Below are 16908 nucleotides of genomic sequence, written 5' to 3' on the forward strand. Positions count from 1 at the left end.
AGGGGGCTGGGCAATTCTAGGGGGCGGCAGCACTGGCGATAAGCGCAGATTCCTGCGAATCTTTGTTACCAAAACAGCGATAATCCGCCTTTGGTCGAAGGCAACTTTTCAGCTTTTCTGCGTTACTTCGTGACACAATTTTGTCCTCTACATCGAGAGTGACCCATGGACACCCTGCAAAACATGCGTGCTTTCAGTTGCGTAGCCCAGCTTGGCAGCTTTACCGCTGCTGCCGCGCAACTGGATACGACCACCGCGAACGTGTCGCGGGCGGTCTCCAACCTGGAAGCCCATCTGCAAACAAGGCTGCTCAACCGTACCACCCGCCGCATTGCGCTGACCGAGGCCGGCAAGCGCTACCTGATGCGCTGCGAACAGATTCTTACCTATGTGGAAGAAGCCGAAGCCGAAGCCAGCGATGCCCATGCCCGCCCGGCCGGGCAGCTGAAGGTGCACTCGATGACCGGGGTCGGCCAGCATTTCGTGGTCGATGCAATCGCCCGTTACCGTGAATCGCACCCGGACGTGACCTTCGACCTGACCATGGCCAACCGCGTGCCTGACCTGCTCGACGAGGGCTATGACGTGTCCATCGTGCTGGCCACCGAACTGCCCGACTCGGGGTTCGTGTCCCAGCGCCTGGGCATCACCTACAGCATCGTCTGCGCCTCGCCCGACTACATCGCCCGCCACGGGGTGGCGCACAAGCCCGTCGACCTGCTCAAGCACGCCTGCCTGCGCATGGTCAGCCCAGTGATACCGCTGGAAAAATGGCTGTTCGACGGGCCGGAAGGCCAGGAGATGGTCAACATCACCAGCTCGCCGTTCATGGTCAATACCGCCGATGCCATGAAGACTGCAATCCGCAGTGGCATGGGCGTAGGTGTGCTGCCGATCTATTCGGCCATCGATGGCCTGCGTGATGGCAGCCTGGTGCGGGTACTGCCCGAATACCGCCTGCAAGAGCTGAACCTGTACGCCATCTACCCGTCCCGGCAGTACCTGGATGCCAAGATAAAGACCTGGGTCGAGTACCTGCGCAACTCGCTGCCGGAGATTCTCGCGGCCCATGAGGCGGACCTGAAAACCCATCAGGTGCTGATCGCCAACTAAAAAGCTGCTGCATTGCGGGGGTGGACAATGGTAGGTTGCTAACCATTATCCACCACCGCCTTGCAGAGAAGTTGCCCGATGAAAAAGACCGTCCTGGCCTTCAGCCGTATCACCCCGGCCATGGCCGAGCGCCTGCAGCAAGACTTCAACGTGATTTTGCCCAACCCCAAGCTGGGCGACATCAATGCCCAGTTCAACGAAGCCCTGCCTGAGGCCCACGGCCTGATCGGTGTCGGCCGCAAGCTGGGCCGTGCGCAGCTTGAAGGCGCGGCCAGGCTGGAGGTGGTGTCCAGCGTGTCGGTTGGCTACGACAACTATGACCTGGACTACTTCAACGAACGCGGCATCGCCCTGACCAACACCCCCGACGTACTCACCGAAAGCACCGCCGACCTGGGCTTCTCGCTGGTCATGGGCTGCGCCCGCCGCACTGCCGAACTGGATGCCTGGACCAAGGCCGGCAACTGGCAGGCCACCGTGGGCCCGGCCCACTTCGGCAGCGATGTACATGGCAAGACCCTGGGTATCGTCGGCATGGGCAACATCGGTGCCGCCATTGCCCGTCGCGGCCGGTTCGGCTTCAACATGCCGGTCATCTACGCGGGCAACAGCCGCAAGACCGCGCTGGAGCAAGAGCTGGGCGCGCAGTTCCGCAGCCTGGAGCAGTTGCTGGCCGAAGCGGACTTCGTGGTCATTGTAGTGCCATTGTCCGACGCCACCCGCAAGCTGATCGGTGCGCGTGAACTGAAGCTGATGAAGCCAAGCGCGTTCCTGATCAACATCGCCCGCGGGCCGGTGGTGGACGAAGCCGCGCTGATCGAAGCGCTGCAGAACGGCACCCTTCGTGGGGCAGGCCTGGATGTGTACGAGAAAGAGCCGCTGAGCGATTCGCCGCTGTTCAAACTGCCCAATGCGCTGACCTTGCCGCACATTGGCTCGGCCACTGCCGAAACCCGTGAGGCCATGGCCAACCGTGCGATGGAAAACCTGCGCGCGGCGCTGCTGGGTGAGCGGCCGCGGGACCTGGTGAACCCGCAGGTGTGGAAGGGCTGATAGTTATTCGTTGCCTGCACCGGCCTCTTCGCGGGCTTGCCCGCTCCCACAGGTAAATCACAGCCCTCAACACCTGTGCAGTACCTGTGGGAGCGGGCAAGCCCGCGAAGAGGCCGGTGCAGGCAATAGATTATCTATTTAGCCACCAAAATACCCTCAGCCACCTTGGCCTTGGGCTTGCGAAACACCAGCACATTCCCCGCCATCACCGCCACCAGCCCGCACAAGGCCGGCGCCGTCCACTGATACCCTTCGGCCACCGCCGACACATTCAACGCCACCAACGGGAACAGCACCGTGCAGTAGGCTGCCCGCTCCGGCCCCATGCGCCCGACCAGGGTCAGGTAGGCAGTGAAGCCGATCACCGAACCCGGAATCACCAGGTACATCAGCGAACCGATGTAGCGGGTGTTCCACTCCATGGTGAAAGGAATGCCGCTGAACAGGCAATAAACCATCAGCATGGCGGCCCCGTAGACCATGCCCCAGGCATTGGTGGTCATGGGCTTGAGCCCGGCCTTCTGCTGCATGCTCGACAGCATGTTGCCTGCCGAGAAACACAGCGTGCCGAGCAGGGCCAGGCCGAGCCCGAACAGGGTTTCGCGGCTGGCGGCATGGTGGGACAGCTCTGGCCAGAACAGCAGCCCCAGGCCGAGCAGGCCCAGGGCACCGCCGCCCAGCACATTGGCTGCGATCTTCTGGCCGAAGAACACCCGCGCGTTAAGTGCGTTCCACAGGGTTGCAGTTGAGAACACCACGGCGATAAGGCCACTGGCAATCCACTGGCTGGCAGTGAGGAAGCACATGAAATTGACGCAGAACAGGCACAAACCCTGGGCCAGGCAGATCTGGTGGCCGCGGCGGTTCATGGGTTGCAGGCGACGGGTAAGCAGCAGAATGGCGAACAGGATGAGGCCCGCCAGGGCGAAGCGATAGACGATCGAGACCGGGATGGCGACAACGCCCAGCTGGAGCTTCAAGGCGATCCAGGTGGTGCCCCAGATCAGGACGGTAAGCAGATAGAGTGACAGGTTCATGGGTGGGGCTCCTCAAGCGGTCGTCCATTCACACCGGGGCCGCTTCGCGACCTATCGCCGGCAAGCCAGCTCCCACAGATACAGTGCCGGGTTGAGGCAGATGCTGTACCTGTGGGAGCTGGCTTGCCGGCGATCGAGGGCGCAGCCCTCGCCAGTGCCACCAGTGTTTGCCCTGTGCGGCGCCTGGCGCTTGCACAAACTTGCGCTTTTCCTTTGCCGGTAGATGCCACTCGATGCAAGGCGCAGTAGGATGGCTGGCAAGAGGACCCGCCCATGACGCCACTCACCCAACTGCAAGTGTTCAACGCCATGCATGCCTCGCCCCATGCCAGGCTGGAACTGAGCGCGCACCTGGGCGATGGGCTGGCCGCGGCGCTGTGGAGCAACCGCGATGATGCCCGCGACTATCAGGCCCCGACCCACCATACCCTGTCGTGCTACATCGCCGATGGTACCGGCACCTTTCGCCGCCAGCGCCCGGCCGACAAGGGCGCGCCCGGCAAGCTGTGCGTGATGCCGGCCGGGCAGGAATCGAACTGGGTGGTCAATGGTGCAATCCGCCTGGCGCACCTGTATGTCAGCGAGGCGCAGTTTGCCCTGGGCTGCGTGCGCCTGCTCGATCGGGAACCGCGTGAACTGCAGTTGCAGGAAGCGACCTTTCTTGACGACCCGCAACAGGCCGTGCGCTTTCGCCAACTGATCACCCTGGCCTGGGACGAGCCCGGCGAGCGCTTGCTGGCCAGCAGCCTGGCCCACGAGATCGTCGACCATGCGCTGCTCAGCCAGGTGGGGCTACGCCAAGGCCTGCGCTTGAAAGGCGGCCTGGCGCCAAACCTGCGCCGGCAGCTGGTCGACTACATCGAGGCGCACCTGGACCAGCCGATTACCCTGGGTGAACTGGCCATGCGCTGCAACCTTTCCGAGTACCACTTTGCGCGCATGTTCCGCACCAGTTTCGGCTTGCCGCCGCACCAGTACCTGCTGGCCCGGCGACTGCACCGGGCCTGCCAGTTGCTGCAGCTGGGCGTGATGCCGCTGGGGGAGATTGCCCTTTTGTGCGGGTTTGCCAGTGCCAGCCATTTCAGCAACCGGTTCAGGCAGGCGCTTGGTGCAACACCTGGGGAATATCGCTCGGCATTCAATGCGTGAAATGGGGCTGCTTTGCAGCCCCAAATACCTAGAATTCGAAGGTGCTGGACAGGCTCACCTGCCGCGCATCCCCGATAGCCACGAAGTACTGGTTCACCGCCGAGCTGTAGTAAACCTTGTCGAACAAGTTCTTTACGTTCAGCTGCAAACGCACGTTGTGCTCATCAAGCTTGGTCTCGTAAGTGGCGAACGCATCGGCCACGGTGTACGACGGCAGGTCGAAGGTGTTGGTCGAGTTGCCCGCCCGTTCACCCACATAACGCGCGCCTGCACCTACACGCAGCTTGTCGCCACCGAACAGGCTGCCGAAGTCGTAAACAGCCGATAGCGAACCACTGTGTTTGGCCACGTTCTGCAGGCGGTTACCCTCAAGGTCCGGGTCTTTTGTAACCTTGGCATCGGTAAAGGCATAGCTGCCGATCAAGCTCCAGTGGTCGCTGAGCTGGCCGGTCAGGTCAAGCTCCACACCTCTTGAATTGACCTCACCGGCATTGCTGTAGGCAGTCTCGCCAGTCCCGCTGTCGAAATTGGCAACCAGCACATTACGCTTGGTGATATCGAACAGCGCCAGGGTACCGGTCAGGCGACCGGGAATGTCCAGCTTGGCGCCCAACTCCCACGACTTCCCCTCCTCAGGTGCAACGGACGCGTCCAGCACCACACCGCCAGTCAGCGGCGCAATGCTGGAATTGGGCTTGAACGACTCGCTGTAACTGCCGTAGAACGACAACTGCTCATCGACCTTGTAGACGATGCCCGCATGCGGCACCCAGGCCTGGCCGCTGTTATCGGTATTGGCCGTGAACGGGCGGCCGCGGCCGGCATACTGGTCGAACTGCTGGAAGCGTGCGCCGGCCACCAGGATCCAGTGGTCATCCAGGTGTAACGCGTCCTGCACGAACAGTGCATCGGTGCGCAGCTTGTCGGTCTGGTCGCTGTCGCTGGCACGCACCGTGCTGCCTTCCACTTCCTGGCCGTAGACCGGGTCCACATAGCTGAAAGTGGATTTGGCAGTCTGGCGAATCAGGTCGCCGCGATACACCTTGCGGTCTTCATGGTCGACGCCGAACAACAGATCATTCTGCATGCCAGCCAATTCCACATTACCGGCCAGGCTCAGGGTAGCGAACTGGTCACGGCTCATGGCGTTGTGAGTGCCGTCGATGCTGCGTGTCAGCGTGCCCTTGGCTTCGTTGACGCCTGTCACACGCACCTGGCTTGCGTCGTAGGTCTCGCGGTTGAAGCTGTAGCCAAAGTGCAGTTTCCAGTCATCGGCCAGCTGATGGTCGACCTCAAGGCGGTACAGGTCGGAGCGCCCCTCCATGTCGTTGAACGGCTCGTCCAGGCGACGCGTGGCGGGGATGTTCAGCGGGTGGCCATTACTGCCGAACGCGGTGCCCCGGTCGAAGGGGTAGAGAAACTCGCGGTGCTCGTAGGCCAGCACCACCTGGGTGTCTTCGCCCAGCCAGGCCAGCGAGGGCGCCACCAGCGATTCGCGGTGCACGCCGTAATTGCGCCAGTAGTCTTCGTCTTCATGGTCGACGATCAAGCGGTAGGCGAACTTGCTGTCGCCCAGCGCACCGGTAGTGTCGAGCCCGCCGCCACTGCCATTCTTGCCGCTGCCATAGCTCGAGCCGCGTACGGTCAGTGCATTGTATTGCTGCAGTTGCGGGCGCTTGCTGACCACGTTGATCACCCCGCCCGGGTCCTGGATGCCGTACAGCAGCGAGGCCGGGCCCTTGAGCACTTCGACCCGCTCGGTGCTGGCGTTGAGGCTACGCCCCTGCACGATGGGCATGCCATCGCGCATGATCGAGCCGTCGCGGTTGTCGCCAAAGCCGCGCTTCATCACCGTGTCGGAGGTGCCGCCAAAGTTGTTGCCCTGGGTAATGCCGCTGACGTTGGCCAGCGCATCGTCGAGGTTGCGCGGGGCCTGGTCGCGGATGACCTGGGCCGGTACCACGTTGATGGCCTGGGGGATGTCCTGGTTCGGGCCCTGCCCGCGCATGATCGAAGCACTGGCCGGGGGCTGGTAGCTGTAGTCGTCCAGTTGTGAGGTCACGTTGGTGGCCTGCAGGTTGAGGGCGCCTGAGGTGTCGGCGGTTTCGAGGGTCAGGGTGCGTGCGTCGACACGGCGCCAGGCCAGGCCAGCGTTCCCCAGCAGCTGTTGCAGCGCCTGCTCGGCGCTGAACCGGCCATTCAACGCGGGCGCTTGCACGCCCGGCAGTTCGAGGGTGTAGACCACGCTCTGGCCGGTGGTGCGGCTGAAGGCGTTGAGGGCCTGGGCCAGGGGTTGGGCCGGTTGGGCGAAGGCATAGGCCTGCAGCTGCTCGGCGGCGCTTGCCAGGGGGGCGACAGCCAAAGCCGGCAGCGCAGCAAGGCCGAGCCAGAGAGGGACGCAACGCGGGGAGAACTTCATGGACGCTGACCTGTGAGAGGGTGATTATTGCGAATGAATCGCACTTTCACTCATTACACGGATGCCACGTCCTGTTACCTCACCCGCTATCTGAAAATATTTTTCCTGTACCGGCCTCTTCGCGGGCACGCCCGCTCCCACAGGGATGGCACAAGTTCAACATCCTGTGCAGTACCTGTGGGAGCGGGCATGCCCGCGAAGAGGCCGGCACAGGCAACTACCGGATCAAGGTCAAACGCCCCAACACGGTCTGCCGCGAAAAGCCCATCACCTTACCCAGCGAATCCAGCGCCAGCAGCGGCTCGGCCACCGGGAAACTGCCACTGACCTTGCGCTGCCCCAGTTCGCCATCCAGCAACAGGATGCGCCCCGGGTAATAGCGCCCAAGGTCTTCGACCACCTGCGCCAGCGGCATCTGGTAATAGTTCAGCCACCCCTGGCGCCAGGCCAGGCGGTTTTCACTGTCCACCGCCAGGGTGTCGCCTACCCTGCCTGCGCTGTAGGCCACCTGCTGGTTGGCCGTCAGCTCACGCGCCAGAGTGCCTTGCGCAGGGCTCACGCCCACACGCCCGCTGCGCACCGTCACCTGGGCGCCCTCGCCTTGCTCACGCACCTCGAACTGGGTGCCGAGCACCCGCACTTCGCCACCGCCCGCTTCGACCAGGAACGGCTCGCCGGTATGAGTGACCTCAAAGAATGCCGCGCCATGCAGCAACCGTACACGGCGCTCACCCTGGGCAAAATCGACTGCAATGGCGCTACCTGCGTCAAGCGTCACCTGCGACTGGTCGGCCAAGGTCACCTGGCGAATCTGCCCGGCACTGCTGTAGTCAGCCTGCACGTCCTGCAACCAGTACCCCGGGTGCCAGCCCCCGGCAACGCCCACGGCCAGCACGAGGCAGGCCGCCATCGCCATTGCCGCCATCCACCGCCACGGGGCACGGGTCGGTGGCCTGGCCATGGTATCGAGGTAGTGCTGCAGGGCGTCCTGTTCTTCGTCCGCCAGCCGCGCCGCCGGGGTGGCGCTTTTCTGCCACAGCGCCTGGGCCTGTTGGTAGGCCTCACGGTGCCTGGGGTCGGCCAGCAACCAGCGCTTGAACGCAGCCCCTTCGGCTTGCGCGGGCTGCTCATTGATGCGGCTGAGCCATTGCAGGGCGGCCTGGGACTGCGCCTCGGTGATCGGGGGCAAACGGCTCATCGACGGGCACTCCCTGGCCGGCGTGGGGTGGGCGCGGGCTCGGCAACACTCGCCTTGCACGCTTCAAGGGCGCGCATCATATGCTTTTCCACGGCGCTCTGGGACAGCTGCATGGCCTTGGCAATTTCGCCGTACTTGCAGCCGTGGATGCGGTTGAGCAAAAAGATCTGCCGGGTGCGCTCGGGCAAGGCGCGCAAGGCGGCTTCGATACGCTGCAGGTCGTGGTCGACCTCCAGCGCCTGCTCCGGCGCCTGAGCCATGGTCGCTTCGTCCATTGGCAAAGCGGCTTCTGCCACGCGTTCGCGGCTGCCTTCACTGCGCAGGTGGTCGATAGCCAGGTTGCCGGCACAACGCAACAGGTAGGTGTCCAGCGCCTCGACCTTGACCTCGGGGCGGCGCCAGAAACGCAAAAACAGTTCCTGCACCAGGTCTGAAGCCGTGGCGCGGCAGCCAACGCGCCGGCTGACCAGCGCCTCCATGCGCGCCCGTTGGGCCAGGAACACCTGGACGAAACGTGCACGACCGCCACTGCTGTCGGCGTCGGGCTCGATGATATCCCCCTGCTCGCTCACAGGTTCACACGGCAAACACGGCCAGCAGCGGCCCCAGCACCACGCTGGCGACGGCCAGGCCCAGCAGCAGGCGCGGTTGGTAGGGCAGGCCAAACACCCACACGGTTACCCCGGCCATCATCACGGCGGTCCACTCCACCAGGCCATGGGCCCAGCCACGCACGTGCACGCTAAGCACCAGCGATAGCATCAGCAGCAGCCAACCAGCGACACGCAACAGCCGCAACTGCCCGGGGCGCGGCTTGCGCCCAAGCAAATCGCTGAAGTGCTTTTCCATGGCCAGGCACAGGGCGACAAACCCTGCGAATGCGATCAGTGCGTTACCCAGCATCAGCTCACCTGCGCCGTTTCAGTGCTGGTTTTTTTTGCCGCGCGTTGTCGCTTGGCTACCGGTTTGGGGCTGCGCAACATCTTGCCGGCCAGCCAGGCCAGGAACAGGCCAGTACCCAGGGCCGTGAGGTCGAAGCCGGCCATGGCCCAGTCACCCGCCTGCAACGAATGGTTCAAACCCCGGTCGGTGCTCCAGCCATTGAGCAGCGGCAACAGGGCAAAGGCCAGCGCCCCCAGTGCCAGTTGCTCGCTCCACGCCCGGCGCCCGCTGCGCAGCACGGCATGCACCAGTGACAAGCCCCAGGCGATGAAGAAGGCATTGACCTCCCAGTCGGCGCGGCCATCGATGCCCACCGGGATCAGGCGGTTGGCCCAGAAGAAGCCCGCCACCGCCAGCAGCAGGCCGCTCATGCTGGCGATATTGAGCACCTCGACCAGGCGCAATTCACCCGGCATGTGCGCGCTCTTGGCATGCTTGAGCTGGCGCTTGCCCAGCCACATCACCAGCCCGGTGCCGATCACCGCAGTGCCGGCGACGCCAAAGAAGAAATACAGCCAGCGCAGCCAGGGCCCGGCAAAATTGCCCATGTGCAACCCGGCAAAACTGAAGGCGGTCATCATCGCCCCGCTCTCTGGTTTGCCCTGGCTCAGCAGCGCGCCACTGGCGCCGTCGAACGTCCAGTTGGCGCTGCGCCGGTAAGCCACGTGGTCGGCAGCCGACTGGGTGAAGGTGACGCGGGCATTGCTGTCGCCCGGGTTCTGCACCTGGACGAAGCCGATACGCGCGCCCGGTTGCAGCTCCTGCACCTTGGCATACAGGCTTGGCAGCGCTACCAGCGGCGTGGCCACCTGGGCCGCTTTGGGCGCATCGTCGCGGCCGAACAGGTCGTTGAAGTACTTGCCGGTATCATTGCCATAGCTGGCCATGATGCCGGCCGGCATCACCATGTACATGAATAGCACCAGGCTGCTGTAACTGATCATCAGGTGGAAGGGCAGCACCAGCACGCCGATGGCGTTGTGCCCGTCCAGCCAGGAGCGCTGACCCTTGCCGGGACGGAAGGTGAAGAACTCCTTGAAGATCTTCTTGTGGGTGATGATGCCGGTGACCAGCCCCAGCAGCATGATGAAGGCGCAGAAGGTCGACAGCCAGCGGCCAAACGGGTGCGGCATCTGCAACTGGAAGTGGAACCGGTAGAAGAACTCGCCACCCCGGCTGTCGCGAGCTTCCACCGGCTGGCCGGTCTGCGTGTCGAGGGTTTTGTTGACGAAGCCACGCGGCCCGCCGTTGGGGTCGCGATAGCCCACGCTCAGGGCCGCCTCACGCTCGTTGGGCATGTCGATGAACCAGGAGGCGGAATGCCCGGCATTGTCCTGCAGGTATTGCTGGGCCTTGTCCAGGCTGAGGGCCGGGTCCAGGGTATGACTGCGCACCTCGGGCTGCGCCCAGTGGGTGATTTCATCCTTGAAGTACGACAGCGTGCCGGTGAGGAAGATGGCAAACAACAGCCAGCCAAAGATCAGGCCGGTCCAGGTGTGCAGCCAGGCCATCGCCTGGCGGAAGCCTTCTTTCATGGGTTTTTCATCCAGTAGGCAACACCGCTGATCATGCCCAACAGCAGGGTTGGCACCAATACACCCAGCCAGGCACGCCAGGCGCTGCGGCAGGCAAAGCACCAGATGAATGCCAGCAGGTAGAAGACGAACGACGACAGCAAGCCGGTCAGCGTGGCATCGACCGTTGGCAGCGGTGCCACCAGGGCAATGCAGACGCTGGCCATGGACGCCAGCAGGTAGCCACCCAGCAGCGCGGCCAGGCTGCGTGAGGCAACGGCCAGCCGATAGCTGAGCGAGAGGCCGGCGGTTTTGCGCGTCATGGCGAAGGTCCGGGCGTTTTTCGGGGCTGCAATAATAATGATTTCAATTCTCATAAGCAAAGCCCGAGCGATGTAGTACCACGAAGCGCCCGGCGCTCACGTCCGCGTACCTTCTATGCAGGCGTCGGTTGAGTTTTGACCCCTCGTACGGGGGCCGCTGGGCGGCCCTTCGCGGGCACGCCCCGCGAAGAGCTGCACAGCAGCCGCGATTTGCAACAAGACATTTATTTTCAAATAGGGCTTGAATTCATTCGACGGTTGCCTGACCTTAGAGTCAAGAGGCGCAGAAATTCCAAGGGTCTCAAGGACCTGAGCGCGTCTCCATGCGAGCAAGCTGAATAAGGATTGAATCATGCAAATCCAGGTCAACAGCAGCAACCATTTCGAAAGCAACGCCCGTCTCGACCAGTGGGTCCGCAGTACACTGCAGAGCTCCCTGGAACGTTACGAAGAAGACCTCACCCGTATCGAGGTTCACCTACGCGACGAGAACGGCGCCAAGCCCGGACCGCATGACAAACGCTGCCAGATGGAGGCTCGCCCCAAAGGCCACCAACCGATTTCCGTGACCCACACCGCCACGTCGGTGGACCAGGCAGTCGACGGTGCCGCCACCAAGCTCAACCACGCGCTGGAACACTTCTATGGCAAGCTGCGCAGCAAGCGCGGCGCCCTGGAACTGAGCGATCCGGAAGCCTGATTGACTTAGCCAAACGCCCGGCCTTGAGCCGGGCGTTTTCGTTTGTGCCGATCAATGGCGGTGAACCAACGTGCGAAGTTCCCGGTCAACTCCTGCACTCATTCACCGCAGAAGCAACACCATGAACAACCCATTCGAACGAATCAGTGCTGCATTCGCCCCCGAATACCGGGTCAACCTGAGCATCGCCAACCTCGACGGCAGCATCATGCTGACCCTGTCGGACGACGCCGGCGTGGTCGCCAAGCGCCTCATCACCCAGGCCCAGCGCAACGACCCGGTGCGCTTGCAGCGGGTCATCGACAGCATCCGCCTGGGCCTTGCCATCGAACTCAGCCAGAACCCCATGCAAGTGCTGGCCGCGCTCACCCGTGACGCCCGTCACGAGCCGCGACATTTCGTTGCCAACTGAGGGCTACTTGCCCTCCTCCACTTGCTTGCCGTTGGCATCCAGCACCTTGGTCGAGGGGTAGCGGTACGAGGCGTAGCGCACCACCAGGATCGAGAACGCCAGCAACAGGATGCCCCCGCACAGGTACAGCAGCCCCTCGTCCGGTGCCTTGTGGTGCGAGACATCGCCGATCAGCAGGCGCGTCAGCGCGGTGATGGCCACATACAGCAGGAAGCGGATCGGCATGTGGTTGGTCTTGAAGTAGATACCGACCATTGCCCCCAGCTCCAGGTAGATGAACAGCAGCAGGATGTCATCGACGCTGATCCCGCCCTTGCCCAGCATTTCCAGAAACGTCGCCACCGCCGCGTAGGCGGTGATCGCGCCAATGCCGAACAACGCCAGGTAATGGAACGCCTCGACGCACAGGTTGCCCAGCGAGTCGGCCGAGCCGTGCAGGCCCTTGCGCAGTTTTTCTGCCCATTTGATGTTCACGATGTTCCATTCCCCGATACGTCTTGAAGGATGATGCGTCACCGGTGTGACGCTTGTGCCATGCAGTTAAAGGGCCAGGCCCCTGTCTTGGAAGGCGACCGATTGCCGCAAGGCACTTTGGGCATGGCAAGTAGACAGGTCGCCTGGGCCGGCCCTTTCGCGGGTGAACCCGCTCCCACAGGTACTGCTTCCCTTGGCAACGCTACAATTTCTGCTTGCGAACCAACCAACATTGCCATTACTGTATATAGATACAGTAAGCCGCAACACAAACAGCAAAAAGGCATAGAGGTGATGAATGGCCGTCGAAGTGGTGTACCGCAGCAGCCGCGACCCGGAGCACTTGTTTATGGATAAGGCCGAAGCAGACCGTCACGACAAGATGCTCGAACTGGCCGAGCGCCTCGCTGAAGTGCTGCACAAGGCGGTGCCGTCGCTGACCGAGCAGCAGGTCGAGGAAGCCGGCATTTACATGGCCAAGAACCGCGATGTGTTCGCCCGCGCGTTCAAAAGCCAGCCGGATGCGTTGGCCGAACTGCTCGAAGCGCCCGCAGCAGAGTAAATACCTGCACTGGCCTCATCGCCGGCAAGCCAGCTCCCACAGGTACAGCGCACAGCCAAAAGATGGCACCCTCCCTGTGGGAGCTGGCTTGCCGGCGATAGGGCCAGTGCAAACAGCCCGAAGCCCATCAGCCGTACAGCAACCGCTCCGCCAGCATCTGCGCCACTCGCGCCGGCGAACGCTTTTCCGCCTGCGCATGGCCAAACACTTCGGTCAGCCGTGAAGGAATCCGCGCCAGGTGCGCAGTGATGGTGCCCAGGTCCTCGCCACGATGGGTCAGCGCCACGTAGATAAGCCCACCGGCATTGATCACGTAGTCTGGCGCATACAGTATTCCGCGGGACTCCAACTGGTCTGCCACCTGCAAGGTAGTCAGCTGGTTGTTGGCCGCCCCCGCCACTGCCGCACAGCGCAGCTGCATCACGCTCTGCCCGTTCAGTACCGGCCCCACGCCACAGGGTGCGAAGATGTCGCATGGGGTGCTGATCAACGCATCGTTGGTCACAGGTTTTGCATCGAACTGCTCCATCGCCAAGCGCACGCGCCCTGGGTCCAGGTCGCTGACCAGCAGCTCCGCGCCCACCGCATGCAGTTGCTCGGCCAGCGCATAACCAACATTGCCCAGCCCCTGTACCGCTACCCGCAGCCCTCTGAGGTCATCGCTGCCCAGCCGGAACGAGGTGGTGGCACGAATGCCGGCGAACACCCCCATCGCCGCATGTGGCGAGGGGTCACCCGAGGCCGTGGTGCTGGTCACATGGGGGGTACTCTGGGCGATGCAGTCCATGTCCAGGGTCGAGGTGCCGCTGTCTACGGCGATGATGAAACGCCCATGCAAGGTATCGATGAAGCGGCCAAACGCCTCGAACAGCGCGGCGCGGTTCTCTACATGCGGGTTGCGCATGATCACCGCCTTGCCCCCACCCAGCGGCAAGCCCGCCAGCGCCGCCTTGTAGCTCATGCCCTGGGCCAGGCGAATGGCGTCGGTCATGGCGCTTTCGTCATCGGCGTAAGGCAGATAGCGGCAACCGCCCATGGCTGGGCCCAGCTGCTCGCTGTGGATCGCCACAACCGCTTTCAGGCCCGTCGCCGGGTCGTTGAACAGGTGCAGTGACTGGGTACGGGTGCTTTGCATCAGTGCGAACATCGACAGGCTCCCCCACGAGGTGCTCCTTCCAGTATAGGCACGGCCCCGAAGCTGGCGTGGCCGCCGGACCACTGGACGAAACCGCCCGCCACAGCTAATACTCAAGCGTGTGTGGAGATACCCCATGAAGCCACGTCAAGCCTGCCTGGCCTGCCTGGAACGCGAGCCTGTCGCCCTGCTGGAAGCCGCATTGTGGATGGCCGCCGAGCACGACCGCAGCGTCGAGCCCGCGGCCAGCCTTGCCATGCTGCATGACCTGCAGCGTGAGATCAGCGCCAACCTGCCGATGCTGCCACTGTGCGAACTGGCCCAGCCACTGCTGCGCCAACTCAATGCCTTGGGCTTTCAGCAGGATGAGTACCACCCCCTGCGCCCGCAGGCCGCGATGATGGACAAGGTGCTACAACGCCGCCGTGGCCAACCACTGACCTTGGCCATCCTTGCCCTGGAGCTGGCCCAGCGGCTGTCCATCCCGCTGGAGGGTGTGGGCTTCCCTGGCCATTTCCTGCTGCGGGTGCCAGGTGCCGACCACCTGCTCGACCCCTGTGGTGGCCGGCGCCTGTACCCCAATGATTGCCGTGAGCTGCTGGCGCGCCAGTTCGGCCCGCACGTTGCGCTGACGGCAGAGCACCTGCGCAGTGCCAGCCCGCTACAGATGCTGCAGCGGCTATCACGCAACCTGCGCCAGTTGCACATCAGCAACGACAACCACCTGGCGGCCTTGATCGATGCCGAGCGGATCATGCAGCTGGGCCCGGTTCAAGTCAGCGACTACGTGACCCGCGCCTCGCTGTACCAACACCTGGACTGCCCACAGGCCGAGCGCTTCGACCTGGAGCATGCGTTACTGCTCACGGAAGACCCGATCCAGCGCCTGAAGCTGTCCGAGCGTATCGGCAAGCTACCGACGGCGAACCGTTCGCTTCACTGAGCCGGGCTGTCCGGCTGCTGGGCAGGGTGGGCCTTGGCGAATGCCGGGTGCCCGGCCGCCAGTGCGGCAACCCGAAGGATGCGCGGGTAGCTGTCGAGGTCGATGTTGAAGCGCTCGGCGGCATACAGCTGCGGGATCAAGTACACATCCGCCAGCCCCGGTTGGTCACCAAAACAAAAGCCCTCATCACCAATCAGTTGCTCCACCGCCGCCAACCCCTGGCTGACCCACTGGCCGATCCACTGGTTGACCTGGCCCTCATCCTGGCCGGCTTGGCGCAGCCGGTTGAGTACGCTGACGTTGTGCAGCGGATGAATGTCGCAGCCGATGATTGCCGCCACGCCACGTACCTTGGCGCGTGCTTGGGCCGTGGCCGGCAGCAGTGCAGGCTGTGGATAAACTTCTTCCAGGTACTCGATGATCGCTGGCGACTGCACCAGCAATTCTCCGCCGTCGGTGCGCAAGGCCGGCACGCGGCCCTGCGGGTTGATGGCGACATAGTCCGCACCGCGCTGCTCACCCTGTAGCAGGTTGACCGGCAAGGACTGGTAGGCCAGCCCCTTCAGTGCCAGGGCAATGCGCACCCGGTAGGACGAGGTGGAACGGTAATAGGTGTACAGCTCCATGCCCCTGCCTCCTCAGTTGGCCGCAATGACCGTGCCACGGCATTCGCCGAAGCCGATGCTGGCCACGCCGTCACGCGTGCAGCGGGCACGCAGGATGATCTCGTCGCCGTCTTCGAGGAACTTGCGCACCTCACCGCTGGCCAGTTCAACTGGCAGCTTGCCGCCTTCGGTGATCTCCAGCAGGCTGCCATGCGAACCCGGCGTGGCGCCCGACAATGTGCCCGAACCGAACAGGTCGCCCGGCTGCAGTTGGCAGCCGTTGACGCTGTGGTGCGCCACCAGCTGCGCCACGGTCCAGTACATGCTGCGGGTGTTGCTCAGGGTCAGGCGGTGCGGGGCAGCGCCCTGCTCGCGCATGCGCTCGGTCAGCAGCAGCACTTCGAGTTCGATATCGAATGCACCGGCGGCCTGGTCGCGCTTGTCCAGCAGGTACGACAGTGGCTGCGGGTCGCCATCCGGACGTGCCGGCTGGGCGCAGCGGAAGGGTTCCAGCGCTTCGGCAGTGACCACCCAAGGCGAGATCGTGGTAATGAAGCTTTTGGACAGGAACGGCCCCAATGGCTGGTATTCCCAGGCCTGGATATCACGCGCCGACCAGTCGTTGAGCAGGCACAGGCCGGCGACGTGCTCGGCAGCATCGCCAATAGGGATCGCCTGGCCCATGTCATTGCCCTGGCCAATCCAGATGCCCAGTTCCAGTTCGTAGTCCAGCCGCGCGCAAGGGCCGAAGCTCGGCTCGCTGTGCCCGGCCGGCAAGGTCTGGCCCTTTGGCCGGCGCACATCGGTGCCGGACGGGCGGATGGTCGAGGCGCGGCCGTGGTAACCGATCGGCACGTACTTGTAGTTGGGCAGCAGCGGGTTGTCGGGGCGGAACAGCTTGCCCACGTTCTTGGCGTGCTCGATGCCCACGTAGAAGTCGGTGTAGTCACCGATCTGCGCAGGTACATGCAACTGGCAGGCGCTGGCCGGGTACAGCGCGGCCTGCAGCGCCGCCTGGTGTTCGCTGTGTTCGCCAAGCAGCACCTGCAAGCGCTCGCGCAGGGCGACACGGGCGCTGCGGCCCTGCGCAAAGAATGCGTTCAATGCCCCACCGCGGGTGGCTTCGACGGCGGCCTTGGCGGCTCCGTCGAACAGGCCGGCGGCCAGCACCGCCTCCAGGTCAAGGATCGCGTCGCCGATGGCCACGCCACAGCGCCTGGCTTCACCCGGCCGGCTGAAGATACCCAATGGCAGGTTTTGCAGCGGGAAGTCGCTGTGCCCGTTGGCGTGCTCGACCCAGCTACGGGCATTGGCAGTGTGGTTCATCGG

General features: G+C 63.7%; 18 protein-coding genes. 7 read left to right on the forward strand and 11 right to left on the reverse strand.

The window, feature by feature from the left end; genetic code table 11:
- Positions 1-165 precede the first annotated feature (165 nt).
- Both JOY50_RS15465 and JOY50_RS15470 read left to right on the forward strand, forming a co-directional pair.
- Complete coding sequence (locus tag JOY50_RS15465; RefSeq protein ID WP_019473280.1) at positions 166-1113, forward strand: LysR family transcriptional regulator; 948 nt, start codon at positions 166-168, stop codon at positions 1111-1113.
- A gap of 78 nt (positions 1114-1191) precedes the next feature.
- Positions 1192-2166 carry a D-glycerate dehydrogenase gene (locus JOY50_RS15470; protein WP_132842493.1) on the forward strand — a complete coding sequence of 325 codons (975 nt, stop codon included), beginning with the start codon at positions 1192-1194 and terminating at the stop codon, positions 2164-2166.
- A gap of 134 nt (positions 2167-2300) precedes the next feature.
- Here JOY50_RS15470 and JOY50_RS15475 read toward each other — a convergent pair whose 3' ends face one another.
- Positions 2301-3203, reverse strand: a complete 903-nt coding sequence (locus JOY50_RS15475) for a DMT family transporter (protein WP_132842495.1) — start codon at positions 3201-3203, stop codon at positions 2301-2303.
- 273 nt (positions 3204-3476) lie between these two features.
- On the opposite strand from JOY50_RS15475, the gene JOY50_RS15480 reads away from it, so the two are divergent.
- Positions 3477-4352 (forward strand): helix-turn-helix domain-containing protein, encoded by an 876-nt coding sequence (locus JOY50_RS15480; RefSeq protein WP_132842498.1) that lies wholly within the window; start codon positions 3477-3479, stop codon positions 4350-4352.
- Positions 4353-4380: 28 nt separating this feature from the next.
- Here the strand turns inward: JOY50_RS15480 and JOY50_RS15485 are convergent, their stop codons facing one another.
- The 6 genes from JOY50_RS15485 to JOY50_RS15510 form a co-directional block, all read right to left on the reverse strand.
- A complete protein-coding gene (locus JOY50_RS15485) occupies positions 4381-6771 on the reverse strand; it encodes a TonB-dependent siderophore receptor (protein WP_138737474.1) in 2391 nt (796 codons plus the stop codon).
- 217 nt (positions 6772-6988) lie between these two features.
- Positions 6989-7969: a FecR family protein gene (locus tag JOY50_RS15490; protein ID WP_243055474.1), complete on the reverse strand. Its 981-nt coding sequence runs from the start codon at positions 7967-7969 to the stop codon at positions 6989-6991.
- Positions 7966-8541 (reverse strand): RNA polymerase sigma factor, encoded by a 576-nt coding sequence (locus tag JOY50_RS15495; protein WP_132842506.1) that lies wholly within the window; start codon positions 8539-8541, stop codon positions 7966-7968. Before JOY50_RS15495 ends, JOY50_RS15490 begins: the two co-directional genes overlap by 4 nt.
- A gap of 4 nt (positions 8542-8545) precedes the next feature.
- Complete coding sequence (locus JOY50_RS15500; RefSeq protein ID WP_132842509.1) at positions 8546-8872, reverse strand: DUF3325 domain-containing protein; 327 nt, start codon at positions 8870-8872, stop codon at positions 8546-8548.
- Positions 8872-10446, reverse strand: a complete 1575-nt coding sequence (locus tag JOY50_RS15505) for a PepSY domain-containing protein (protein WP_138737476.1) — start codon at positions 10444-10446, stop codon at positions 8872-8874. The genes JOY50_RS15500 and JOY50_RS15505 overlap by 1 nt, the downstream gene beginning before the upstream one ends.
- Positions 10443-10748: a DUF3649 domain-containing protein gene (locus tag JOY50_RS15510; protein WP_132842514.1), complete on the reverse strand. Its 306-nt coding sequence runs from the start codon at positions 10746-10748 to the stop codon at positions 10443-10445. Before JOY50_RS15510 ends, JOY50_RS15505 begins: the two co-directional genes overlap by 4 nt.
- 352 nt (positions 10749-11100) lie before the next feature.
- Here JOY50_RS15510 and JOY50_RS15515 point away from each other — a divergent pair, with 352 nt between their 5' ends.
- Together JOY50_RS15515 and JOY50_RS15520 are read left to right on the forward strand one after the other, a co-directional pair.
- Positions 11101-11448 carry an HPF/RaiA family ribosome-associated protein gene (locus JOY50_RS15515; protein ID WP_019473941.1) on the forward strand — a complete coding sequence of 116 codons (348 nt, stop codon included), beginning with the start codon at positions 11101-11103 and terminating at the stop codon, positions 11446-11448.
- Between the two features lie 121 nt (positions 11449-11569).
- On the forward strand, positions 11570-11860 hold the full coding sequence (locus JOY50_RS15520; RefSeq protein WP_019473940.1) for a DUF3509 domain-containing protein: 291 nt from the start codon (positions 11570-11572) through the stop codon (positions 11858-11860).
- Between the two features lie 3 nt (positions 11861-11863).
- Here JOY50_RS15520 and JOY50_RS15525 read toward each other — a convergent pair whose 3' ends face one another.
- The gene (locus tag JOY50_RS15525) at positions 11864-12334 is read right to left on the reverse strand and encodes a phosphate-starvation-inducible protein PsiE (protein ID WP_019473939.1); all 471 of its coding nucleotides are present in this window, start codon (positions 12332-12334) and stop codon (positions 11864-11866) included.
- Between the two features lie 298 nt (positions 12335-12632).
- Between JOY50_RS15525 and JOY50_RS15530 the strand changes: the two genes are divergently transcribed.
- Positions 12633-12896 (forward strand): YebG family protein, encoded by a 264-nt coding sequence (locus tag JOY50_RS15530; protein WP_095116101.1) that lies wholly within the window; start codon positions 12633-12635, stop codon positions 12894-12896.
- 127 nt (positions 12897-13023) lie between these two features.
- Here the strand turns inward: JOY50_RS15530 and JOY50_RS15535 are convergent, their stop codons facing one another.
- Positions 13024-14043 (reverse strand): Glu/Leu/Phe/Val dehydrogenase dimerization domain-containing protein, encoded by a 1020-nt coding sequence (locus JOY50_RS15535; protein ID WP_016497958.1) that lies wholly within the window; start codon positions 14041-14043, stop codon positions 13024-13026.
- A gap of 124 nt (positions 14044-14167) precedes the next feature.
- On the opposite strand from JOY50_RS15535, the gene JOY50_RS15540 reads away from it, so the two are divergent.
- Positions 14168-14974, forward strand: a complete 807-nt coding sequence (locus JOY50_RS15540; RefSeq protein ID WP_132842520.1) for a SirB1 family protein — start codon at positions 14168-14170, stop codon at positions 14972-14974.
- Here the strand turns inward: JOY50_RS15540 and maiA are convergent.
- Positions 14968-15600 carry a maleylacetoacetate isomerase gene (maiA, locus tag JOY50_RS15545; RefSeq protein ID WP_138737478.1) on the reverse strand — a complete coding sequence of 211 codons (633 nt, stop codon included), beginning with the start codon at positions 15598-15600 and terminating at the stop codon, positions 14968-14970. The two genes, JOY50_RS15540 and maiA, sit on opposite strands and share 7 nt — an antisense overlap.
- Before the next feature lie 12 nt (positions 15601-15612).
- Complete coding sequence (gene fahA / locus JOY50_RS15550; protein WP_132842525.1) at positions 15613-16905, reverse strand: fumarylacetoacetase; 1293 nt, start codon at positions 16903-16905, stop codon at positions 15613-15615.
- Positions 16906-16908: the final 3 nt, after the last annotated feature.

Source organism: Pseudomonas sp. BP01 (assembly GCF_022760795.1).
In the GTDB taxonomy this organism is placed as follows: domain Bacteria; phylum Pseudomonadota; class Gammaproteobacteria; order Pseudomonadales; family Pseudomonadaceae; genus Aquipseudomonas; species Aquipseudomonas putida_Q.